A 22,595-nucleotide genomic window follows, 5' to 3' on the forward strand; every position below is an offset into this window, starting at 1 on the left:
GGGCGGTTTAATTATTGGCTAAAAATCAATCAGCTTCTTCTTGAGGGCGTACTCCACTAATTCCGGACGGCTCTTTAAGCCCAGCTTCTCCATGATTTTCGCCTTGTGCACCTCCACCGTCTTGACGGAAATGAACAATTTCTCGGCAATTTCCTTGTTCCCATAACCTTTGGCGACCAGTGGCAGCACTTCTATCTCCCGCTTGGTTAGCAGATTAAAAGGGTCGGAATCACTGGATTCCTGGTCCTTCTTAATGAACTCCCTGACAAGGGATGTCGCCATCTTGGAATGAATATACGTTTCCCCCTGATGAACAGTGCGAATCGCTGTCAGCAGCTCCTCGTCCGGCGCATTTTTCAACACATAGCCCGCGGCCCCGTTCTTGAGTACATGGAACAAGTACTCCTCATCGTCGTACATGGTGAGAATCAATATTCTCGTGTCGGGATAATCGCTGCTGATCTTGCCTGTCGCGATCAATCCGCTTTCGCCCGGAGGCATGCTCAAATCCATCAATAAGACATCAGGATTATGCTTGGCAACCATTTGATATGCCTCGATCCCATCCGCAGCCGTAGCCACGACCTCCATGTCGGGCTGATAATTCAGAATCATGGAGAAGCCGCTGCGAACGACGGCGTGATCGTCGGCGATGACAATTTTCATTCCGTATCCCCTCCTTCGTTTGGCGACAATGGAATACGCAGATGGATCGTTGTCCCTACGCCCACCTCCGATACAATAATCAATTGGCCATGCACAAGCTCAGCACGCTCCCGCATACCAAACAAGCCGAGCCCTGTTCCTTTGGGGTCCCTTGTGTTCAACTGGAAGCCTGAGCCTGCATCCTGTACGATGAGCTGCAGCTCGCGGTCCTCTTCGAACAGCCTGACCTGGATTTCATCTGTATTCGCGTATTTTAGCGCATTCAGCACCGCTTCCTGACAAATCCGGTAGACGACAGTCTCTATCTCATTGCTGTACCTTGCAGCGGATAGCTCAGCCTTAAAATCGATCAGCAGCCCGTAGTTTTTCTCCAGCCATTTGAAATGGGAGCGGAAGGCCGCCTTCAGTCCGAAATCATCCAATGACGCCGGACGCAATTCCACAGCCAGCCGCCGGATATCATCGAGCAGCCGGGTTAATGAGGCTTCTGTCTGCTGTAATTTGTTCAGTACGACTTCATCGGCGTTCATATATTTGAGAACGCGCAAATCGACGAGGGAGCTTAACAGCTCCTGCGCAACACTATCGTGCAGCTCGCGCGAAATCCGCTTGCGCTCGTCCTCCTGCGCTTTGATCACATATTTGGTCATATTGGTCTGGTACAGCATTTCCTGAGTCCGGTATTGCTTCGTTAAGTTAAGCAGCATGAAGACGCGGATGCCTTCCGCCTCATCGATCACATGAAAGCTTGCTGCATAGGGAACGAGCCCTTTGCCCCGCGTATTCAAATATACTTGAAAGGAGGAGAAGTCTTCCTTCGTATTTCTCAAGAAGCAATTCACACAGGAGATCATCGCCTCTTCACTCATATAGCCGGCACAGGAATTGCAAATCGAGACCGCTTCTCCCTTATGCAGCTGTTCGATCACATCCAGATCCAGGATATTCTCCGCGGCCGGGTTCATATGGAGGATTTCTCCCTCTGAATTGACGAAAAATATGGCCTCGCTGCTGTTCTTATACATGCTCCTTAGCAGTTCAGACATAGGGATATCGAGCAAAGGACTCACTCCTCTATCAGCTCTCTAGTGAAATAGGGGCCGAATGACGGGTCTATATATTGCCTAAATTCATCGAGCAAGGCAGTTGTTAACCGGTTTCCTTCGCGAAAGCCTACCAACAATACGCCATCCACGCGGCTTTCCTTCCATAACGGGACAGCGCATACGGTTTGAAGCTGCTCCGCGACGATAATCGGGTAATTGAACAAATCGTTAGGATCGAGTTCTTCGGCTATATTTTGAATGATCATCGGCTTTCCCGTCTTGAACACCATACCGGCGATTCCCTTGCCCGAATGCAGTACAATCCGTCTGTAGCGTTCGTTCAAATTGCCTGATGCGTACTGCCAGGTCAGCACAAATTGATCGGCTGCAGACTGGACTAGCGCAATCGAGACAAAATCAAAAGCAAATCGTCCCCGAAGGGAATCAATCGCTTGCTGACAATCAAAATTCGGTTCATCCTTCATCCTGTTTCCACCCCTGCTTATTGAAAAGAAAGAAGGCATACAGCCTTCTCTCTACATTCCTTGTTTACGGTTCTTTCTGTATAGAATATAACTTCTCCCCACATAATTCAATGGAACGCTCCAGACGTGAACCAGCCTTGTAAATGGCCATATCGCAAAGATGAAGAAGGCGGCCAAAATGTGAATTTTAAACGATACCGGTACATCTGCCATTAAGCCAGCCTCAGGACGAAGGATGAACAAATTCCGGAACCACACGGATATCGTCGAGCGATAGTCGAAGTCAGGCTGGACGGCATTGGTTACGATTGTACTGTACATGCCCATGACAACTATAAACAACAATACTAAGTTTACGATAATGTCCGACGCGGAGCTTAATCTCCGCACATTTTTGATCGTCAGGCGCCGGACAGTCAGCAGAAGCATTCCTCCCAATGTGATAAATCCGAATAATCCCCCGATATACGTCGCGCCGAGGTGATACAGGTGATCACTAATTCCGAGAGTCTGTATCCATTCTTTTGGAATCCCCAATCCCGCGATATGGCCGAGGGCCACAGGAATGATGCCCAGATGAAACATCAAACTGCCAAGCCTCAGATGCTTCTTCTCGATAAATTCGCTGGACTTGGCGGTCCAATGGAATTGATCATGGCGGTATCGGTAGATATGGCCCACAACGAATATTACGAGGCAAAGATAAGGGAAAATCACCCACAGAAATTGATCCCATAAGCTCATTGCTCTTTTGCCACCTCCTGTCTGACACAAGCCTTCAGCGTTTCCCGCAAGCCTTTGATCAAGTGGTAGTAGGGATTTTCATTTTTCTCTAGCGATTTCAGCAAATGATAGGTGCCATCCTCAATGACGCCTGCCAGTACGCTAAAGTCTTTCTCGGCCTGTGCATTGCCCTGCCAGCTTGCCGCATAAATAAACTCGCACATCAGCGGCAAATAATCAGACAGCTCATGATCCGGCATTTCCAGCCCGAACATCTGATACAGAATTTTCAGTTTGGCCAGCATCTGCCCGCGTTCCTTGGTATCTTCAAATTTGAAGTAAGTCATGTATAAGGTCGAATCCTTCTGAAAATCAAAGGTCTGTACGTACAGCTCTTCCATTTGCTCCATACTGAAGCCATGCATCAAATCCCAGAATCTCCTCACATGCTCATAAGCCGGGTCATCAGGGGTTAGCAGTTCTTCGATGACGGACGGATGGTAATGCAACTTCTCCGGGTACGTTAACTGCTGGGCGAAAAAACCGAATATATGCTTGTATTCATACAGCTTCTCGAGATTAATCACGCCATATTCCCCCATAGAAGTGATCTTCTTCTTTCGCACTGTTCGTTCCAGATGATCCGCTAGTTCCGCAGCCCCCGCAATCCATCCCAAAGCCTGCAGAGCCCTGGGCGTGGTAAGTGTCCAAATACGTTTCCTTATGTGATGTCGGAATTACGAACCGATCTTCATATTTGGCAATAGCTAACAAACGGTAGATTTGCTCGGTCTGGTGCGCGGTTAATCCCAGGCGATTCAGCCGTCCCTCGTCGAAGGCTTTGCCCGTCTGCGCGGATCTCATATATGAACGCATCATCGCCAGACGCTGCAGCGATTCTTTTACAGGCTCGGAATCGCCGGCGGTTAACATGTTGGCTAAATATTGGATTGGGGTTCTCATTTCTTCAATCGCCGGGAAAATCATATCCGGGTTCTGAATCGAATCCTTACCTTCGAAGTAATTCATGATCGGACTGAGCGGCGGCACGTACCAGACCATGGGCAGTGTCCGGTATTCCGGATGCAGCGGGAAGGCCAGCTTGTATTCAATAGCCAGCTTGTAAACCGGCGAATTTTGTGCCGCCTCGAGCCATTCCTCTGTCAGGCCTTCTGCGCGGGCCTGTGCGATGACGGCAGGATCATTCGGATCAAGGAACAAATCGCATTGCGCCTGATACAAATCCCTCTCGTCCGGCATGGAAGCCGCCTCCTGCACCCGGTCGGCATCGTACAGCAATACGCCGAGGTAGCGGATACGTCCTGTGCATGTCTCGGAGCATACGGTCGGAAGCCCGGCTTCGATCCGCGGGAAGCAGAAGGTGCACTTCTCCGCCTTATTCGTCTGCCAGTTGAAGTACACTTTCTTGTACGGGCAGCCTGTCATGCAATAACGCCAGCCGCGGCAGGCCTCCTGATCGACAAGGACGATACCGTCCTCGTCACGCTTGTACATCGCTCCCGACGGGCAGGATGCCACGCAGCTCGGGTTCAAGCAATGCTCGCAAAGCCGCGGCAAATACATCATGAAGGCCTGCTCGAAATTGAATTTAATCTCTTCTTCAATCTTCTCGATGTTCGGATCCTTTGGCCCCGTAACATGGGCACCCGCCAGATCGTCCTCCCAGTTCGGCCCCCATTCCAGCTCCATATTGTCGCCCGTAATCGCCGACTTCGGACGGGCCACCGGCTGGTGCTTCTTCTCGCCTGCATTCGTAAGATGTTCATAGTTGTAGTTCCATGGTTCGTAGTAGTCCTTCATCTCAGGCATATCCGGGTTGTGAAAAATTTTGCCGAGGGCAATCTTGGACAGCTTGTTCCCGGATTTCAATTCAAGCTTGCCGTTCTTCAGCATCCAGCCGCCTTTATACTGCTCCTGATCCTCCCAGCGCTTGGGATAACCGATGCCCGGCTTCGTCTCCACGTTGTTGAACCACATGTATTCCGCGCCTGGACGGTTCGTCCATGTGCTCTTGCAGGTCACGCTGCAGGTATGGCACCCTATGCATTTATCCAAATTCATAACCATGGCGATTTGCGCTTTAATCTTCAAGCCAGTCAACCTCCTTCATCTTACGGACCGCAACATAAACATCCCGCTGATTCCCGATCGGTCCGTAATAGTTGAAGCCATAGCTGAGTTGGGCGTAGCCGCCTACCATTTGCGTTGGCTTAACGTGAATTCGCGTCGGCGCATTGTGGCTTCCGCCGCGTTCCTTCGTAATCTCGGAGCCTGGAACGTTAATATGCTTATCCTGCGCGTGATACATGAACATCGTGCCTCTCGGCATGCGATGGCTAACCACGGCTCGCGCTGTAACAACGCCGTTGCGGTTGTATACCTCAAGCCAATCATTATCCTGAATCTGATGGGCAGCCGCATCCTCATCGTTGATCCAGACCGTTGGGCCGCCGCGGAACAAGGTCAGCATATGGAGATTATCCTGATACATGCTGTGAATATTCCATTTGCCATGCGGCGTTAAGTAGCGAAGTACAAGCGCATCCGTACCACCGGCAATTTGCTTGTCCCGAGGGCCAAACACCATGGGCGGCAAGGTCGGTTTATAGACCGGCAGCGCTTCGCCAAATTGCAGGAACAGCTCATGATCGATGTAGAAATGCTGCCTGCCTGTAAGCGTACGGAATGGTACAAGGCGCTCGATATTCGTGGTGAATGGGGAATATCGCCGTCCCATTTTATTGGATCCGCTGAATACCGGGGTTGGGATGACTTCGCGCGGCTGTACCGTAATGCTCTCGAACGTAATTCGCTCAGCAGCCCGATCCGCCGAAATATCTTTAAGCGCAACGCCCGTATCCTGCTCCGCCGATTCCCAAGCGCGCTGGGACACTCTGCCATTCGTGGCGGATGATAGATTCAGGATGGCGTCAGCGGCGTGGCGGGCGGTCTGAAGCTTCGGCAGCCCATTTTTGATCGAATCGTCATGATAAGTGCCGTTGATGCGTTTCAATTCTTCATATTCCTCGGCCACAGAGAAGCTGACCCCGTGAGCCCCTACCTTGCCTGTGCTCAAATTCGGTCCAAGGGTAATGTATTTGTCATAGATCTTCGTGTAGTCGCGTTCGACAATGGTCAGATTCGGCATGGTCTTGCCGGGGATCGGCTCAGCTTCACCCTTATGCCAATCCTTGATGACGCCGAATGGCTGGGCAATTTCGTTCACAGAATCATGGGCAAGCGGCGTAGTTACGACATCTTTATATATACCGGGCAGATGCTCCCTCGCCATGTCCGAGAATACTTTGGCAATCGTCCGGTAAATATCCCAGTCCGAGCGGGATTCCCACAACGGATCGACCGCCGGGTTGAACGGGTGCACGAACGGATGCATATCTGTAGAAGACAAATCTGTCTTCTCATACCAGGTTGCCGCAGGCAATACGATATCCGCATACATCGGCGTCGATGTCATCCGGAAATCCAGCGCTACGAGCAAATCCAGCTTTCCCTCGACATCCTCGCGCCAGGTGATTTCCTCGGGTTTCTCCTCCTCATTCGGCGTAGACAACAGCCCATCCGCGGCACCGAGCAAATGCTTCATGAAATACTCCTGCCCCTTCGCGGAGCTGGATATCAGATTCGAACGCCACACAAACAACGTCCGCGGGAAATTCTCCGGTGCATCCGGATCTTCAATGGCAAACTTGGTGTCTCCGGTCACGATTTGATCCAAGGTGTGTTGAATAATGCTGCCGTGATCTGTTTTTCCCTGCTGGGCAGCTTCCTCTGCCATGGCCAGGCTGCTCTTGTTGAATTGAGGATAGGACGGCAGCCAGCCTAAACGAGCGGCAAGCACGTTGTAATCCGCAGGATGCTGGTAACGAACCTCTCCCCCGGTAGGCGATTTCAATGAATTCGTACCCGTCTCCTCGTATTTCCATTGATCCGTTGCAAAATAGAAGAAAGATGTAGCATTCTGCTGGCGCGAAGCGCCCTGCCAGTCCTTGGCAAAGGCAACCGCAGACCATCCTTCGATTGGACGGCATTTCTCCTGGCCTACATAATGCGCCCAGCCGCCGCCGTTCACACCCTGCGATGCCGTCAGTATGACCAGATTCAAAATGGAACGGTAGATCGTATCACTGTTAAACCAGTGATTAATCCCGGCGCCCATAATAATCATGGAGCGTCCCCCGGTATCCAGTGAATTCTGCGCAAATTCGCGGGCAATTTGAATGACGATAGAGGATTTCACCCCTGTGATGGCTTCCTGCCATGCGGGTGTATAATGCGTTAATGCATCATCATACCCAGCCGCTTCATGCCCGCCGCCGCTGCGCCGCACGCCATATTGGCTCAGCATTAAGTCATATACGGTAACGGCTAGACGTTCTGCGCCATCGGCCAGCTCAATTTTTCGAGCCGGAATTGAGCGCGTAAAGGTGCCGTTTCCGGTTTGATCAAAGAACGGAAATACGATTTCTTCCCACTGTGCGCCATGAGCCTCTACGGACAGCGCCGGCTTGATCTTCGTACCGTCTTCGCGTTCCAGAATCAGGTTCCACTTCTTGTCCTTCTCCCACCGCTGCCCCATCGTTCCATTGGGAACTGTAATCTCATCTGTGGCTTCGTCGAGAATGACCGGCTTCCACTCCGCATGCTGTGATGCATCCCCTAAATCACTGGCCCGCAGGAAGCGCCCTGCTTTGTAGCTGCCTTCATGCGGATCCAGAAGAATAAGGAACGGCATATCTGTATATTGTTTGGCATAGTCAAGGAACATTGGCTCCTGACGCTCATGATAGAACTCACTCAAAATAACATGGGTCATCGCTTGGGCAATCGCCGCGTCCGTCCCTGGATTCGGGGCGAGCCAGTTGTCTGCGAACTTGACGTTTTCGGCATAGTCCGGCGCCACCGACACCACTTTGGTGCCTTTATAGCGAACCTCAGTCATAAAATGAGCGTCTGGTGTACGCGTTAACGGCACGTTAGAGCCCCACATAATCAGGTAGCCGGAGTTGTACCAGTCGCTAGACTCGGGCACATCCGTCTGCTCGCCCCAAATTTGCGGCGAGGCGGGCGGAAGGTCGGCATACCAGTCATAGAAGCTAAGCATTTCGCCGCCCAACAGTGAGATGAACCGGGCGCCGGAAGCGTAGCTGATCATCGACATCGCCGGAATCGGCGTGAAGCCGGCGATCCGGTCCGGTCCGTACTTGCGGATCGTATAAATGAGCTGCGCCGCGATGATCTGTGTTGCATCCTCCCAGGACACGCGGACATGACCCCCTTTTCCCCGGGCCTGCTTGTAGGATTTCGCCTTTTCCGGATTCTCCACAATACTTGCCCAGGCGGCTACCGGATTCGCCGATTCATTTAAGGCTTGCTTCCACATTCTCAAGAGCCGGCCCCGCATATACGGATATTTCACTCGCAGCGGACTATATTCATACCACGAAAATGAAGCGCCGCGCGGGCAGCCGCGCGGTTCAAATTCAGGCATATCCGGGCCGCATGACGGGTAGTCGATCTGCTGGTTTTCCCAGGTAATGATGCCATTCTTCACAAACACCTTCCAGCTGCAAGATCCGGTGCAATTGACACCATGCGTCGTGCGGACAACCTTGTCATGCGCCCAACGACCGCGGTACATGTTCTCCCAAGTCCGATCCTTCTCTTCAAGAATCGACCAATGATCAGAGTAGCTTTCTGTCGGCTTAAAAAACCTCAGTCCGAATTTCCGTTTCACTGGATGAATCACTCCTTCTGCCGAATGACAAAGATATGACGGGAATCAATAATTTGTCTATTCTTATATGTTCATTATGAAAGGGAGCCATCTTCATTCCTATAAGGGGAAGTCCTGATATCGTTTCGGGGAAATCCCTTTTTCTCTCTGGAATCGCCTGTTCGGGGGCTTAAAGGGTTTACTCCCCGGGCCGCAACCACTTATAATGAAACGCAAATCGTCTAACGATACTGGATCACCACTTGAAAGGGAGTTTGTATGTATGAGAAGCCTGCGAATCTTTCCCGCCTTATTCCTATTCATATCCCTCGTATTTACCGGCTGCAGCACCGCTTCCGATGAGCAGGTGGAATTAACCATTTCAGCGGCAGCAAGCCTTACCGACGCTATGAAAGAAATCCAAGCCTCCTATGAAGCACAGCATCCTGCCGTTAAGCTCACGTTTAATTTCGGGGGCTCCGGCGCCTTGCAGAAACAGATCGAGCAAGGTGCTCCTGTCGATTTATTTCTCTCGGCAGCAGCTAATAATATGAATCTTCTTCTGGATCAAAATATTATTGATGCCAGGCAGCATATGAATCTGCTGACAAATAAGCTTGTCGTGGTCATACCTGATGACCAATCAGATGAGATTCAGGGACTGGAAGACTTGAAGGACACCCGCATTAAAATGATCGCAGTAGGAATTCCAGAAAGCGTTCCTGCCGGAAGCTATGCTAGAGAAGCTCTAATGTCCGCCGGGCTATGGGACATCCTTCAGCCTAAAATGGTTCAAGCCAAAGATGTTCGGCAGGTCCTGCAATATGTAGAGACCGGCAATGCTGATGCAGGTTTTGTCTACGAGTCTGACGCGCTGACCTCTGCCAAGGTAAAGATCGCCTTACCCGTTGATCCCGCGATCTATACTCCTGTCGAGTATCCGATCGGCGTTATCAAGTCTACGAAGCATGGCAAAGAAGCGGCGGAGCTGTATAACTATCTGCAATCCAAAGAAGCGCTGGATGTCTTTGTTAAATACGGCTTCACTCCGGCACAGTCCTTATGAGCATGCAAATACCTTGGCATGAATTTTGGCAGCCGATCCGCCTGTCCCTGCAAGTTGCCCTGCTGTCCAGCGTGCTGGTCACGATTCTCGGCACAGCCATAGCCCGCTGGATGGCCAGCCGGACCTGGAAAGGCAAAATTGCGCTGGAGACTATACTTATGCTCCCGCTCGTTCTGCCTCCGACGGTGATAGGTTTTCTGCTGCTCGTTCTCCTGGGCAGAAGGAGCGGGATCGGCCGTTTCGTTGAATGGCTATTCGCCTCACCGCTCATATTTTCTTGGTGGGCAGCGGTCATTGCCTCCATCGTCGTCTCGTTTCCGCTCGTTTACCAGACGATGAAATCTGCGTTCGCTTCGGTCGATCGAGAGCTGGAGGATGCGGGACGATCCAGCGGGGCCAGCGAGTGGCAAGTATTCCGCTATATTACACTGCCGCTTAGCAAGCAATCTCTGATTACGGCCTATATTCTTGGGTTTGCCCGGGGATTAGGGGAGTTTGGAGCCACCGTCATGTTCGCTGGCAATATTCCAGGCAAAACCCAGACGCTTCCCACAGCCATCTACGTGGCGGTCGATACGGGGAATACCGATTTAGCCTGGGCCTGGACCATTACGATCATTTTCATTTCATTCCTGATGCTGTTGTTCACTCGGCAGAAAAATAAAAAATGGTGAACAGAGGAATACCTCGTGTTCACCATTTTTTTTGGACCAACTCTGTATCAGTTCAAGTAGGTTGGCACTGCCTTATACGTTCTTGGCGTAGTTTTCGTTTGGAGTCTTCGTCAATACAACATACAGGCTGGAACTAGACTCCCCGCTGCGATAAGAGAACTCCTCGTCCCCGGTAATATGAAGGACGTCCCCTTTAGCAACCGCCGATGGCTGCCCATTACACGTTACTTCACCAGCACCTTCAAGTACCAATATATACACGTTGGCCCTCGGGTGCTTATGTGTCGGCAGTTCCGCCCCAGGAGCAAAGTTTAATAAGAAAATAACGTTGTCCTCTTCCTTAAAGACAATACGCTTCGTAAATTTGTTGTCCACATATTCTTGATACTGAACAAGATTTTTCTTCTCCATCGGTGATCATCCTCCTTATAATAATTTTGAAGGCATTACAGCAGCATTTAAAACTGCATTGAATGCTGTATTAGGCGCTGCTTGCATCATCTCTAGAGTCGCACCTCATACTCACAGCAATCGTCGCCATTGACATTGCACTTGATTTCCCTGACGGACACTCTTTTGTCCATCATTTTGCTAAGCGCTCCCTCCATAATGGCTCCCTCCAAATCGCAAACCAAATTTCCTTCGATCTCAGGCAGTCCTACGCAAAAGCAATCCTTCACCGCAATATGAAGCCTGTTCTCTTCTTCAAGAACAATTTGCGGATCACCCACCTTCAGCTCTCGGAATAAATCAAGCAGTTCTTGCACGGACTGTACGGCCAGGCTTTCGCCGATTTTCCGGCCAACCGTCAATGTCGTTCCCTTCCCTTTCATCGGAAGGCCTTGATACATGCCGATGAGACGAATAGCTCTGTATAGCTCAATGGGCACCGCATCCCCCAAAGCTGTCCTTGAAATCTTCTTCATATCATCAAAAGAGAATTCGTGTAAAGTATCTACGCTCCCCATACAAGCACCTCGTTTCTTCATTTGAACTAAACCTTATTTTTATTGTAGAGGATTTATATGTTTGGATTGTGATTTTCGTCACAAATTAAAAAGGATTAGAATCACCCCGCTGCATCAGGCAGCCAGTCCCTTTATCCTTTATCCTTTATCCTTTATCCTTTATCCTTTAACCTGTAACCTGTGCTCTGTGCTCTGTGTGTACCCCGGATTCGATTTAGTTGCGTTTTGTGTACTTAATATAGTGTAATGGGACAATTTATAGAGTTAAATGGATTTCATGTATTAAAAAACACTTCAACAACATCATCTGGCTAAAAATCCTGGTATTAATGACACAAAATCCAGCTAATTGTACACTTTACGCTAGGTTGCATATTTTAAATACCAAAATTCCATTTAAACATGTTGGGCAAGAGGACAGTTTTAAAAATCAACAAAAAGCGTAAGCTTCCCATACATCACTCCCCATGGAAAGCTTACACGTCAACGTAGTCGACCAAGAAAAAACATAAGGAGCCTATGCATTAGCCGCCGTCATGCAGTGAAGCACCGCATTCTGGGAGTTGTGCTCCTATGTGCCCCTATGTGCCCCTATGTGTGCCTACGATTACCGTACGTTGAAGCCATTGGAATGAAACACCGCATCCTCAGCGTACATTTCTTTCGGCGGCGGATCGCTGGCCGGATAACCTAATCCCAGGATGGCTACTACACGATACTTCTCCGGGATACCGAGCAGGTTTCGCACATAGCTTTCCCGCTGGGCAGATTCTTGCTGATCCTCTGCATGATAGACCGCTCCCCAGGCTGCCCCAAGTCCAAGCGATGTCGCGGCCAGCCACAAGTATCCTCCCGCGATGGAGGCGTCCTGCAGCCAATACTTGCTCACTTCCTCGCGGCCGATAATAGCTGCTCCAGCAGCAGCCTGCTCCAGCCACCGCATATAAGGCGTTGTCTTGCTCAATTGGGCCAGCAGCGATTTATTCGTAATCAGAATAAATTCCCTTGAGGGCAAATTGTTTCCGGTAGGAGATTGATACAAGGCCGTCTTGAGCTTGCTCAAATCCTCCTCGGAAATCGGATTTTCCTTATACGCTGTAATCTCTCTCCGTTTCTCAATTGCTGACAATACGTCCATTACAATCACCATCCATTCCAAAAAATTCGCCCCATAGGCGATAAATCCAATCTGCTTACTATTATAATTTAACATTGTAAAAAGTGGGGATTTGATGAAATAAAAAATAATATCTATAATCAAAACAAGGGAGTGGATTATATAGTTAAACTATAAAAAGGGATGTAGGCAAGTACGTAAAATGTTCCTACGATCGCTGTTGTTCATCTTATATACCAAGAAAGGAGCAGCAACAATGATAAAATTGGAAATATCGCCATTGGCCGAACGCAGACTTCAGGAGAAATTAGGGGAACAGCCCGGTGTGATCAAGCTATATTATGACACAGAAGGCTGCGGCTGTGACGGCATAAATACACTGCTAATCCAAGACGAGAAAGGTCAATTTGACCTTCCGGTTGATGCCGGAAACTTGTCCTTTGTCGTCGATCAACAGCATCAAATTTTCTATGAGGATACACTGTGGCTTGATGCAGAAGAGAACTATCCCGCCTTCAAATTAAGAAGCAAATCGGCAACTTACAGCTCGAATGTCCAGCTTCGGGACATGCGGCATTTGGCTGCACAATAGCCTGCAAAAGCCTACTTAAGATAGCCAGGGGTTGTGTGATCGCTGCACATCATTTGCCTTCCAGCACTTCCTGCAGCACAAGTGCATGGTTATGCTTCTGATCCTTAGCTGCGTACAGTAAAGTGACGGTTCCGCTCTCCATCCAGGAACGCAATTGCTCGATATACACTTTAACTTCTTGCGCAGCCAGTTCCTGCTCATAACGCTTGGAAAATTCGGCATACCGTTCAGGCTGATGGGCAAACCATTTCCGCAGCCCGGTACTCGGGGCAATCTCCTTCATCCATAAGTCGAGCTGAGCTTCGGCTTTGCTGATGCCGCGAGGCCATATTCTGTCCACTAGTATGCGCTTGCCATCCTCGAAAGCGGGAGTCTCATAAATTCTTTTGATTTTGAGCACGGTATATATTCCCCCTTTACAGAGCACCCGAAGAAACCTGTCCGGCTAGGATATGATCCTAATCGAACAGGTTCCATCTGCGTGCCTATGAACTTACTTACCCAAATAGGCGTTCAGCATCCATCTATGCTTGTCTAAAGCCGACAGCATGCCAAGCAGCAGATCCCCGGTCGCTTCATCTTCAGCCTGCTCTGCGGCTTCCATTCCACTCTTCAGCTCTTGGCTAATCGATTCGAAATCAGCGACCACAGCCGCAACCATCTCTTCTGCGGACTGCCTGCCTGCCGCTTCGGAAATCGTCGTGTGCGCCAAAGCATCCTTTAGCGTACTAATCGGTTCGCCGCCAATCGCCAACAGCCGCTCAGCAATTTCATCGACGTAGCCAGCCGCTTCATTGTACAGCTCCTCGAACTTCTCATGCAGCGTAAAAAACTGAGGACCTTTCACGTACCAGTGGAAATGATGCAGTTTGGTATACAACACCGTCCAGTTAGCGATTTGCAGGTTCAATTGTTGATGCAGAGTTTGGTTAGTTTCAGTCAGTACTTGGTTTGACATTAGTAATTCCTCCATTCAATCATCAAAATAGGATCGATTCTCGTCAGCCTAGCCCTAAGAACTTCATTTTTAAATTATTTTAAATTTAGACTAGATCTAAATCTTAAATATATAATACCATGTCCCCCCATTTTGTGCAATGAATAATGCATGAACATCCTGTGAATGGAACAAGTCTTTAGTGAAATGTTGCGCAAAGTGGGCCTCTTTTATACAAAAAAAAGAACCGGCGCTCCGAGCACCAGTCCCTCTTATACATCAAATTCCTTGCGAATATGCAGTTTGAATTGCTCCAGGCTGCGCTCCATTTGCCGGATGCCGTCCTCCACGAGCTGGCGCTCAATCACGCTGCCCGAATCGGTATTCACCTTGCGGACCGACAACGCCTTCTTCTCTTCTTCAAGATAAGCCTGGCGGCGCTGGAGCTCCTTATATTTATCCAACAAATCCGTGATGATATCGTAAAATCTTTCATAGTCCACGATAATATCATCCAGGAAACGGTCTACTTCCTCTTTCTCATATCCGCGCATTTTCACGTCAAAATCTTTCTCATGGATCGTCAGGGCGTCCAGCTTGATGCCAAGCTGCTTGAACAGGCCTTTCTGGTCCTCCAGCTTGCGCGTATATTCGTCTTGCATAATGATCCCTCCACACCTAAAGGCTTGAGCATGCGTAAATAAACAGCCATTAAATATGGTACCATATTTGCAAGCAATTATCATTATTCAACAAGCTCGGACTCCAATTGAACAATTTCTATGCCCGCCAGCAGCACAATGCCGATCCCATGCGTATCATTCAGCTGCCAGTCGAGCTCTTCTTTATAGTACAGCTTATTAAACGAATACCCTGATCCGCGGCATACGCCGTATACGTTGCCGTGCTTATCAATGCATGTCTCGGTTAGTCCCTCCCAGCCTCTTACGGCTGCCTCCAAATATAAGTCCGGCTCTTCCAGCCAGCCATGCCGAACCCCATGAGCAAAAGCGTAGATGAACATCGCCGTACAGGAAGCCTCGGCATATGACTCGCCGTCTGTCAGCACCTGATGCCACATCCCGTTTGCGCTTTGCAGCTTGCGGTAGCCCTCGCTAAGCTCGCGGTAAAATTCCAGCAGCTCTGGCCGCAGCTTATGCTCTGGCGGCATAATCGTCAACAGCTCGGTCAGCGAGAAGATGACCCAGCCGTTCCCCCGCCCCCAGGGAACACCGTTTGGTTTGCCGAATTTATCATCAAACACATGATGCATGATTCCTAGCTCAGGAATGAATAAGCGCTCTTTAAACCGCAAAAACTGTGAAGCCGCATCGTCCAAATAACGCTCGTCTCCTGTAAGCTCATAATATTTGGCCAGAAATGGGGTGCTCATATATAAATCATCACACCACATCGTGTCCTTCATGAAATCAACGGTACCGCGGGTCCGATAGAACGCCCCATCCGGCAAACGATCCTGCACGTTCGTGATGTAATGGGCGATATGGGCGGCCGCGTGCTCCACTCCCAATATGGGACGCAGCTTATTTGCTGTCAGCATCGCGGCTCCAAAGGAACCGCAATCGTCCAGAGAGTCGATCAAGCTAAGCTGATGGTTCAATCCGGGCGCCCCGTATTGTTTGCGATCCCACTCGGTATAATTATGCCACTTGCTGCACTGCTCGATATGCCCGGCGGCATATTCTGTATAGTGCGGTGCTGACAAGGCCACTCCCGTTCTCAGCAGTCCATAAAGCGTTACGCCCAGTGGATAATTCCATCTGCCATATAGGGGAGTTTCCAGATAAGGCCTCACCCAGCATTCCGGCCGATCCACCCGCCAATAAGTCGCTTCCTGCCCTTGACCGAACAACCGATCTATCGCCGGCACCTCTGCAGCCGAGGGGGCATTGTCTGCTGAAAAAGCTCCAAGATAGAGCCAGTGATCTCTCATTCCCTCGATAGGGTAAGGCCGCACCAACCGAAGGACAGCCTGCGGCGAAGATGCGCAAGCGATTTGAGGCTCGTTAAATTCAAAGCCCCAGTCTTCCCCGCCGCAAGTGGACTCTACAACGAGATCCTGCGTCCCGAATCGGATGTCCTGCAGCGAAATATCGATCCGCCCGCTCTCCTCCCCGCCTTGAAACATAAGCTTGCCGCCAACGTAAACGGCAATCTTTCCTGCATACCGTCCTTCAAGCCGGAGATCGGCCCGCAATGCCCCGCGCAGCTCCAGCTTGCACCAGGCAAACGCTTTTGCTCCCGGCTTCGCGCCGAACAGACGGTGGAAGCATCCGCTTCTAAGCTCCACAGGCGTCCACTCTTCCTGTGGGTACCATGCGGTATATTCGCCGCATTCATTTAAACGGTCAGAGGCTGGAACTCCGTCCCGATCCAGTAGAAGGGGGGCAAAGGGATCGGTATGATTCAGCTTTAGCTTGCGCAGCCCCTGCTCAGAATCATCCACCGGATCAAGACCCTGCGAACCTGGCTTGCTCTCCCCTGCCTGGCAGCCTCTCCAGCCTGGCAATGTACGCCAGCGCGCCTGCTGCGGCCCGCTGTATACCCAGCCTTCGCAGCCCCGGCCTGCACGGGTGGGATTCAAGAAATGCATGGGCGCTCCTTTGACACTGCCCGTCCCAAAGATTCCACCGCAGCCGGTGTCAACTGCGACGAATTCCAGGACGATATCGTTGCGGCCTTTCCTCGTTTTGGCGCGGAAAAAGGCGCGCCTGTTCGGAAATACGTCATCATTCAAATTCGATTGGAAGGCCAGGCTTCCATTGATATAAATTTTAACCGGGCTATAGCAGCTGACCGCAAATGGGGTCTCCCCGTCCTGCTCCGCCCACAGCATAGCCCATGCATAGACAAATTGCCCGGCAGACAGCTGCGGCCAGCGCTGCATCAAGTCCATGTCGTAACGGCAATCCTCCAAACGGCGAAAGCCCTGGCGGGAATGAACCCGGTACATGAGGGGCTCCGGCGGATGGGCGCCGATATAGCGGCTGGCCACAGCAGCGAGTACGCGCTTCGCATGCCCTCCTGCAGTATGCCTTGCTATTGCATCATGTGCTGGAAAATAGGCCTGCATTTATTTCTCCTCCCGGATACAGAGTAGAATTGTACCAGCGTTTTGGATGAGGCAAGGGTACACCTGACGGCGAAGCGGACAAATCAGCTTCCTCGCTGGAGTAAATCACCGCCAGCTCATCATCATAAATGACAACCTGCTCGGTTCCAAGTCCGAGAAGGTCGCCATGAACCGCATAGCCCTCATGAGGGAACTCGGCCACGATGTTCTGGTAACCGTCATACAGGGCTGGGTACACTCCCCCTCCCCGGCGGTAGGCAAGAATGTAGTCCGGCGCTCCTGGACGCCAGTTGCTTAACGTTTCGGCAATGGTTAGCCAGCCGCTCGTCGTACGTTCCTCCTTCCACAGCTCGTTGCCCTCGTTATCGACTAGGAATAACGCGTCTTTTCCCTTTAGACCTTTACCATCATCCTCGCGAACCATCCGATCCAGTCCGGCGACCTGAAGCCCCGGCAACTCGGGCCTGAATCTGCCCAATGCAATATGCTGCGATTCAATTGAACCTTCGTATCTCCATCGTTCACGCCCGTCTCTGTCATACATTACCGTAACGCTGCCGCCGATGACCAGCTCCGGTATACCGTCGCCGTCCACATCTCCGATCCATATGCAATCGGCATGATCTTCAAGGCCGCGGCAGCTCCACAGCACCTGGCCCTGATGGTCGAGCAAATCGTAGCCGGCCATTACTTCGTCGAATCCATCGCCATTCAAGTCACTCGCCCAGGGAAAATGCCCGACATTCCCCTCATGCGTCCAGAGCAGCTCAAAATGCTGGTTCAACGCCCACATACGATGGTAGCGGTCCTTGAGAATAATATCTGAAGCATACTCGCCGCCGGATAAGTTGGCGATTATGATGCAGTCATGCGCATGCGGGTCCGGCAAGTCATGCACCTCTTTAATTTCTCCAGTCGATCCATCAATAATATGGAATCGGTCATTCATAACGCACAGCACTTCCAGACGGCCGTCGCCGTCAATGTCATAAATTTGCGCCGGATAATCAGAGCCCTGGCTTCCTGCCTCTAGACTAGGCTTGCCCTGCTGCCACAGCATTTTACCCGTTAGATCATATGCCGTCAGACACTGTACCTGGTGGGGGATGTAACGCACATCCTGACGATCGTCGGGCTGAACGAGCAGCAGTTCCGCACGTCCATCTCCGTTCAGGTCCCCGAGCAGCATTTTGCATCTTGGGCCGGAGGCGCTAATATCAATACATGCCAGTTGAAAAGCTTGACGATTTCCTCCGGTGCTAGCTGAAAGTTCCATAACTTCTCCCCTTCCTTCCCGTTCCCTTCGCATGATTGTTCTTTGGCTTGGAACGCCCTGCCTCAATCCATCAGATCAAGCTCACCCGGCTTCCGCCGGGAACCTCAACGATCCTTCCATCCACATCCAGCCAAATCGGCGACGCCCCCGGATTATGTACAAATTCCCGCGTCGCGGCAACCTTAAGCCATTGACAAGCCTTCATATAGTCCACGATTTCAATGTTCGTCGCATACCAAATATCATCCCGCCCGCCAACCATTTCACAAAACCGCTCAATCAGCTCCCAGTTGTTATCGTTATCGAATTCATAGCTATGCCCCCATACATACATTAAATAGAGATACTGCCGCTTATGCAGCCCTACAAAAGTCTCCGCATGCTCCAGCAAACGGTCGTTATGATGGCAGGTGGCCCGCCATTCCAGCCAATCCTCGGGCAGCCCGAAGCCGCCCCGGGTCGTTTGCACCGTCCGCGCATATTCAATCCCAAGCTGCGGCAGCAGCTCCTTGATCTGCTCATTGTACGAGCCGTTAGGATAAGACATTCCCCGCACCGTTACGTTGAACAGCCGCTCCAGGTTTTTGCGGTCTTCGAGCACTTCCTCTACGACCAGTTCCATAGGGCAGCGAGCCAAAGTAGGGTGCCGGACGGTATGTACAGACGCCTCATGGCCCTGATACAGCGCGACAGCCTCCTCCGCCGTAAGGCGATCCTCACTTCCGAGCAGCCCGGAGTTAATATGAAAAGTACCGCGCACACCGTAGCGGTTAAATATCCTGACAAGCCTTTCATCCGCTCTCCGCCCATCGTCATAGCTCATCGTGAGCGCCTTGTGCTTTCCCTGGGGATAGCAAAAATAAATATGCGGCAGCGCCATTATTTACTGCCTCCTTTCTTGGCCGGAACCCCATATACGCTGAGCTCGGCATACTCCGCGATCAGCGGCGCCATCTGCCGGAAGCCCAGCTTCCCTCCGCCAAGCAGCGGCCCATAAGCCGCACCGTCGTCTTTCCAGGACAGCACTTGCAGATCATTGATGGCGAACGTGATCGATGAACCCTTTTTTAGAACCAGCAGGTGATAAAAATCAGCGGCATCGAGCACTCCCGGTAAAGGATCAGCACCCTGGGCCACCATATGAAAACCATAGCTTTTTCGTAAATTGCAAGTATGAAACTGCCGTTCCTCCGCCCACATGCGGCGGAAATACGAGATATGAAAAGCGTTTATCCGCCCATGATGGTACTGCTCGTATTCGCCCGTGCGGCGCGGCAGCGCCGGATCGAATAAATCCTGCCCATCTGCTCCCTTGGAGCTGAAAAACATTATAGCCAGCCCAGGTTCCCGAATCGGCCGAAAACGCCAGGAAATGGCGACATCCGCGGGCAATTCCTCTGGACACCAGAATACTAAATTAGCCTTCTGACCCTCGGCCGCGCTGCGGGTGCTCTCCAGACGCATCCATCCTTTAGGAAAAGTGACTGCTCCCTGCCCCTCCATCCGGAATTCCGCCACATCCTCTGCAGAATGCAGCGGATTGGAGTACAGCAGCTCCCACTGCTGCGGAATCAAACCGCTCCTGCTGTTATTCACTAAACCCCGCCTCCCCGCCACGGTTCTATTTTTCTTCTGACTGACTGTGCGCCTGCGCCTATGCCTGCTTCAGCTCCTTCTGCTGCTTCTACTCCTATTTCTATGTTTGTCACTGTCCCTCACTCTCTGCCTCTTGCCCCGGCATGTGTGACGGCAATTTGTCAGCGATCAGCTCTAAACTGATCATCGTATTGATAGACCATTGCGAAGCCTCGTTTGTATTCATCCAATCAATATCCAGCAGGCCGGCCATATGAGCAGCAGGCACTGCCGCCTCCTGCAGGTGGATACGCGCAAAGCTGTTGCCGAGCAGAATCGCCCAGCACTGGGCCGCTGCCCCAGCATCCTGACGGTAATATGCGCCATAGGCGGCAATTGCCACGCTGAGCACCGGGTGCTCAAATCTCAGCTTATTGCGGCCAATTGCTCCATTTGTCAGCGCGAGCTTCTGCTCATCGGGCAAGTTGTAGAACACGCCGAACTCGGCCAGCATATCCTCCCATTCGGGATCCTCGAGCATCCCCGCCAGCTCGAACCAAATTTGCGGCCCGCCCATGCATATCGCCAAATGACGCCCCCAGTTGTCATCCCCCATACTCGTCAGCACTCCGGATTTCGGATCATATCCATAAGTCGGACCCGAGATAAGCCGGAAATTAGCTGCTTTGATACAGTTTAGGCCCGTCACAATTTTATCCCGGTACGCGGTGTCCTCGAAGCGTTCCCAGCGGGTCATCCAATTGGAGCAGAACGCCGCCCAGTCTGGTCCGACCCGAATATGCGTTGGATGTTCATCCTTTGGAAAATAGGCCCTCATCGGATCTAACGTAACTGTGGAGTAATCGGCGTCTCTCACCTCGTCCAGAATGTCTCCGATTCGCTCGTCACCGGTCAAATAATAGTAATAGCGGTGCAGGCCGGCCATCGCAATCCGGGCTTCCTTGCATCCGCAGCCCCAGTGCATCACGTTATGCCGCGAGCCAAGTCCCGCATATTCACCGAAATGATAGACGTCGACCTCGCTCGTATGCCGGGTCATCGCCTCAGCCATGAGGAATATGTCGGCCCGCCCGGAGCGGAGGAACATCAGCCAGAGCCATATATTCGGGGCAAGCTCCGTATTTTGCCATGCACAGCCGCCCAAGTCATAGTTCCATACATGCCTAACCGGGTCATAGCTATGCATAAAATCGCCATAATCCCAGAAGCCGTACCACTTCCGCTGTTCCACCTCGGCTTGGTAGAAGGCGATAATGCCATCCAGCCGATCCTCCAAATAAGCTTTCGCTGGCGTGCTTCGATCGGGCAGGCTCCAAATACCGAATGCGCCCGCTTCATAATAATAGGCCGGCTCACAGACAAGCCGGGCAGGAGCAGCCGTCTCCTCCGCCATGCTCCTAAGCTGAGTCAAATCCGGCGTTCCCTCCGTGCCCCAAATCATCAGCTCGCTCGTGTTCGCGATCCCGTAAGGCGTTGCCCGCAGCTCCTCGGCCCCCTCATAAGCCGATTCCACATGGGTCTTCGTATCGTAATGCCTGAGATCCATCGCCTCCGCATCGGGCGACCAGAGCCATACGATGAACCTGGCCTCATTCTCAGTCGCTGCATGAATTTCCATGCCCGAGGGAGACTTCTGCCAGAAGTCCTTCAGCCCGGCCGCAAGCCCGCCGCCCTCGTCGCCAACATAACCGAGTCCGCCGGCCCGTTTCCCTTCCGTTACCTTGACCCAACTGCACCCTTCCGCCGTACGCTTGGAAATCCGGTAATGCTCCGGGCTGTCTTGCACAAGCTTGTAGCTGTTCCAGGCGGCCGAATCATCCAGTAAATGAAGAAAATAGGCGTCCTCTTCCGGATCAAGCTGCACGGCGCCGCCATCTGTCTGGGTGATGTACAGCTCCTTATACCGTCCCTGCGTACGGCGGGTATGCAGGGGCTTCGGCGATTCGCTGAATACGCCGTCCTCCCCGGCAAACCTGACATGCCGGTTGTACAATGGCCCGCGCAGCGGCACCGCAAAGGAAATACCCAGCCCCTTCACGAAATCCTGGTGTGGATTGCCATCGTAAAAGAAGGTATGCACCATACGGATCGATGTTAATCCAGCGTAAAAATATAATCGGATCGTATACGGCAGCCATTGCCTTATCCCCGCTGCCTCCGAGAGATGTCTTCCGTCCAGTTTCACCACAGCGCGTACCGGCCCGTGCTGCTCCACCGCTGCCCGCAGCGTGCTGCCAGTAAACCGCTCTTCCTTCAAGGTTCGTGCACCGGATACCAAGCTCGCCTCTTCGCGGATGCATACGAGTTCCCCGCCGCTGCATAAGACGGCTCCCGACTGCGGCTGAACCATACTGCGGATCAATCCCCGCCCCTGCTTATTCACCGTACAGACGATGGCACCTGTATCGACAATGAAGGCATCCTCCGTCTCTTCGACGTTAACGCGAGCATCGGATCCCGGCCCTGCCTCCCCCGAAGATGCAACGGCGGCATGCGCCGTCCACTTCACGCTCCCATCTGGCCAATAGGCCGTCGCCCAGCTTTGCAGCGGGAGATGACAGCCAGGTTCGGCGTCGTCATCGGCAGGGCCAACACGGATA

At 51.7% G+C, this 22,595-nt stretch carries 21 protein-coding genes; 3 read left to right on the forward strand and 18 right to left on the reverse strand.

The features are described 5' to 3' along the window. Nucleotides 1–18 precede the first annotated feature (18 nt). The 7 genes from MKX50_RS19815 to MKX50_RS19845 are packed head-to-tail and all read right to left on the reverse strand — an operon-like array spanning nt 19 to nt 8,696. The gene (locus tag MKX50_RS19815; protein ID WP_339157632.1) at nt 19–666 is read right to left on the reverse strand and encodes a response regulator transcription factor; all 648 of its coding nucleotides are present in this window, start codon (nt 664–666) and stop codon (nt 19–21) included. Next, a complete protein-coding gene (locus MKX50_RS19820) occupies nt 663–1,712 on the reverse strand; it encodes an ATP-binding protein (RefSeq protein WP_339160214.1) in 1,050 nt (349 codons plus the stop codon). The genes MKX50_RS19815 and MKX50_RS19820 overlap by 4 nt, the downstream gene beginning before the upstream one ends. 20 nt (nt 1,713–1,732) lie before the next feature. After that, nucleotides 1,733–2,197, reverse strand: coding sequence for a GAF domain-containing protein (locus MKX50_RS19825; protein ID WP_213593436.1), 465 nt, complete (start codon nt 2,195–2,197; stop codon nt 1,733–1,735). A 51-nt stretch (nt 2,198–2,248) separates the two neighbouring features. Next, complete coding sequence (narI, locus tag MKX50_RS19830) at nt 2,249–2,941, reverse strand: respiratory nitrate reductase subunit gamma (protein WP_339157633.1); 693 nt, start codon at nt 2,939–2,941, stop codon at nt 2,249–2,251. Next, nucleotides 2,938–3,507 carry a nitrate reductase molybdenum cofactor assembly chaperone gene (gene narJ / locus MKX50_RS19835; RefSeq protein WP_339157634.1) on the reverse strand — a complete coding sequence of 190 codons (570 nt, stop codon included), beginning with the start codon at nt 3,505–3,507 and terminating at the stop codon, nt 2,938–2,940. The genes narI and narJ overlap by 4 nt, the downstream gene beginning before the upstream one ends. Beyond that, nucleotides 3,500–5,032, reverse strand: a complete 1,533-nt coding sequence (gene narH, locus MKX50_RS19840) for a nitrate reductase subunit beta (protein ID WP_339157635.1) — start codon at nt 5,030–5,032, stop codon at nt 3,500–3,502. The genes narJ and narH overlap by 8 nt, the downstream gene beginning before the upstream one ends. After that, nucleotides 5,022–8,696, reverse strand: a complete 3,675-nt coding sequence (locus tag MKX50_RS19845) for a nitrate reductase subunit alpha (protein ID WP_339157636.1) — start codon at nt 8,694–8,696, stop codon at nt 5,022–5,024. The genes narH and MKX50_RS19845 overlap by 11 nt, the downstream gene beginning before the upstream one ends. Nucleotides 8,697–8,958: 262 nt before the next feature. Here MKX50_RS19845 and modA point away from each other — a divergent pair, with 262 nt between their 5' ends. Together modA and modB are read left to right on the forward strand one after the other, a co-directional pair. Beyond that, on the forward strand, nt 8,959–9,741 hold the full coding sequence (gene modA / locus MKX50_RS19850; RefSeq protein WP_339157637.1) for a molybdate ABC transporter substrate-binding protein: 783 nt from the start codon (nt 8,959–8,961) through the stop codon (nt 9,739–9,741). Further along, nucleotides 9,738–10,415: a molybdate ABC transporter permease subunit gene (gene modB, locus MKX50_RS19855; RefSeq protein ID WP_213593424.1), complete on the forward strand. Its 678-nt coding sequence runs from the start codon at nt 9,738–9,740 to the stop codon at nt 10,413–10,415. The genes modA and modB overlap by 4 nt, the downstream gene beginning before the upstream one ends. 72 nt (nt 10,416–10,487) lie before the next feature. Here modB and MKX50_RS19860 read toward each other — a convergent pair whose 3' ends face one another. From MKX50_RS19860 to MKX50_RS19870, 3 genes are all read right to left on the reverse strand, one after another. Further along, nucleotides 10,488–10,826, reverse strand: a complete 339-nt coding sequence (locus tag MKX50_RS19860) for a cupin domain-containing protein (protein WP_339157638.1) — start codon at nt 10,824–10,826, stop codon at nt 10,488–10,490. A 92-nt stretch (nt 10,827–10,918) separates the two neighbouring features. Beyond that, on the reverse strand, nt 10,919–11,341 hold the full coding sequence (locus MKX50_RS19865; RefSeq protein WP_339157639.1) for a V4R domain-containing protein: 423 nt from the start codon (nt 11,339–11,341) through the stop codon (nt 10,919–10,921). 649 nt (nt 11,342–11,990) lie between these two features. Next, nucleotides 11,991–12,596, reverse strand: coding sequence for a nitroreductase family protein (locus MKX50_RS19870; protein ID WP_339157640.1), 606 nt, complete (start codon nt 12,594–12,596; stop codon nt 11,991–11,993). 160 nt (nt 12,597–12,756) lie between these two features. On the opposite strand from MKX50_RS19870, the gene MKX50_RS19875 reads away from it, so the two are divergent. Continuing rightward, nucleotides 12,757–13,092: an iron-sulfur cluster biosynthesis family protein gene (locus MKX50_RS19875; protein WP_244996715.1), complete on the forward strand. Its 336-nt coding sequence runs from the start codon at nt 12,757–12,759 to the stop codon at nt 13,090–13,092. A 49-nt stretch (nt 13,093–13,141) separates the two neighbouring features. On the opposite strand, the gene MKX50_RS19880 is transcribed toward MKX50_RS19875, so the two are convergent. The 8 genes from MKX50_RS19880 to MKX50_RS19915 all read right to left on the reverse strand — a co-directional run bounded on the left by MKX50_RS19880 (nt 13,142) and on the right by MKX50_RS19915 (nt 22,594). Continuing rightward, nucleotides 13,142–13,492 (reverse strand): DUF488 domain-containing protein, encoded by a 351-nt coding sequence (locus MKX50_RS19880; protein WP_213593411.1) that lies wholly within the window; start codon nt 13,490–13,492, stop codon nt 13,142–13,144. 93 nt (nt 13,493–13,585) lie between these two features. Beyond that, complete coding sequence (locus tag MKX50_RS19885; protein ID WP_213593409.1) at nt 13,586–14,050, reverse strand: Dps family protein; 465 nt, start codon at nt 14,048–14,050, stop codon at nt 13,586–13,588. 251 nt (nt 14,051–14,301) lie between these two features. Continuing rightward, nucleotides 14,302–14,691, reverse strand: a complete 390-nt coding sequence (locus MKX50_RS19890) for a DivIVA domain-containing protein (protein ID WP_213593407.1) — start codon at nt 14,689–14,691, stop codon at nt 14,302–14,304. Between the two features lie 83 nt (nt 14,692–14,774). Next, nucleotides 14,775–17,123 (reverse strand): glycoside hydrolase family 88 protein, encoded by a 2,349-nt coding sequence (locus tag MKX50_RS19895; protein WP_213593405.1) that lies wholly within the window; start codon nt 17,121–17,123, stop codon nt 14,775–14,777. Continuing rightward, nucleotides 17,098–18,399: a hypothetical protein gene (locus tag MKX50_RS19900; protein ID WP_213593402.1), complete on the reverse strand. Its 1,302-nt coding sequence runs from the start codon at nt 18,397–18,399 to the stop codon at nt 17,098–17,100. The genes MKX50_RS19895 and MKX50_RS19900 overlap by 26 nt, the downstream gene beginning before the upstream one ends. A 70-nt stretch (nt 18,400–18,469) precedes the next feature. Next, nucleotides 18,470–19,279, reverse strand: coding sequence for a polysaccharide deacetylase family protein (locus MKX50_RS19905; RefSeq protein WP_213593400.1), 810 nt, complete (start codon nt 19,277–19,279; stop codon nt 18,470–18,472). Beyond that, nucleotides 19,279–19,995 (reverse strand): DUF1961 family protein, encoded by a 717-nt coding sequence (locus MKX50_RS19910; RefSeq protein ID WP_244996713.1) that lies wholly within the window; start codon nt 19,993–19,995, stop codon nt 19,279–19,281. Before MKX50_RS19910 ends, MKX50_RS19905 begins: the two co-directional genes overlap by 1 nt. Before the next feature lie 109 nt (nt 19,996–20,104). Beyond that, on the reverse strand, nt 20,105–22,594 hold the full coding sequence (locus MKX50_RS19915; RefSeq protein WP_339160216.1) for a hypothetical protein: 2,490 nt from the start codon (nt 22,592–22,594) through the stop codon (nt 20,105–20,107). Nucleotide 22,595 lies beyond the last annotated feature (1 nt).

This window comes from Paenibacillus sp. FSL W8-0186 (genome assembly GCF_037969765.1).
Classification (GTDB): domain Bacteria; phylum Bacillota; class Bacilli; order Paenibacillales; family Paenibacillaceae; genus Fontibacillus; species Fontibacillus woosongensis.

Excerpts from the sequence above, each read along its gene's own strand:
- MKX50_RS19870 (WP_339157640.1), bottom strand. The coding sequence starts at position 12,596 with ATGTTAAATTATAATAGTAAGCAGATTGGATTTATCGCCTATGGGGCG.
- modA (WP_339157637.1), top strand. The coding sequence starts at position 8,959 with ATGAGAAGCCTGCGAATCTTTCCCGCCTTATTCCTATTCATATCCCTC.
- MKX50_RS19890 (WP_213593407.1), bottom strand. The coding sequence starts at position 14,691 with ATGCAAGACGAATATACGCGCAAGCTGGAGGACCAGAAAGGCCTGTTC.
- MKX50_RS19820 (WP_339160214.1), bottom strand. The coding sequence starts at position 1,712 with ATGTCTGAACTGCTAAGGAGCATGTATAAGAACAGCAGCGAGGCCATA.
- MKX50_RS19825 (WP_213593436.1), bottom strand. The coding sequence starts at position 2,197 with ATGAAGGATGAACCGAATTTTGATTGTCAGCAAGCGATTGATTCCCTT.
- MKX50_RS19885 (WP_213593409.1), bottom strand. The coding sequence starts at position 14,050 with ATGTCAAACCAAGTACTGACTGAAACTAACCAAACTCTGCATCAACAA.
- modB (WP_213593424.1), top strand. The coding sequence starts at position 9,738 with ATGAGCATGCAAATACCTTGGCATGAATTTTGGCAGCCGATCCGCCTG.
- MKX50_RS19900 (WP_213593402.1), bottom strand. The coding sequence starts at position 18,399 with ATGGAACTTTCAGCTAGCACCGGAGGAAATCGTCAAGCTTTTCAACTG.
- MKX50_RS19905 (WP_213593400.1), bottom strand. The coding sequence starts at position 19,279 with ATGGCGCTGCCGCATATTTATTTTTGCTATCCCCAGGGAAAGCACAAG.
- narI (WP_339157633.1), bottom strand. The coding sequence starts at position 2,941 with ATGAGCTTATGGGATCAATTTCTGTGGGTGATTTTCCCTTATCTTTGC.
- MKX50_RS19815 (WP_339157632.1), bottom strand. The coding sequence starts at position 666 with ATGAAAATTGTCATCGCCGACGATCACGCCGTCGTTCGCAGCGGCTTC.
- MKX50_RS19860 (WP_339157638.1), bottom strand. The coding sequence starts at position 10,826 with ATGGAGAAGAAAAATCTTGTTCAGTATCAAGAATATGTGGACAACAAA.
- MKX50_RS19865 (WP_339157639.1), bottom strand. The coding sequence starts at position 11,341 with ATGAAGAAGATTTCAAGGACAGCTTTGGGGGATGCGGTGCCCATTGAG.
- MKX50_RS19895 (WP_213593405.1), bottom strand. The coding sequence starts at position 17,123 with ATGCAGGCCTATTTTCCAGCACATGATGCAATAGCAAGGCATACTGCA.
- MKX50_RS19875 (WP_244996715.1), top strand. The coding sequence starts at position 12,757 with ATGATAAAATTGGAAATATCGCCATTGGCCGAACGCAGACTTCAGGAG.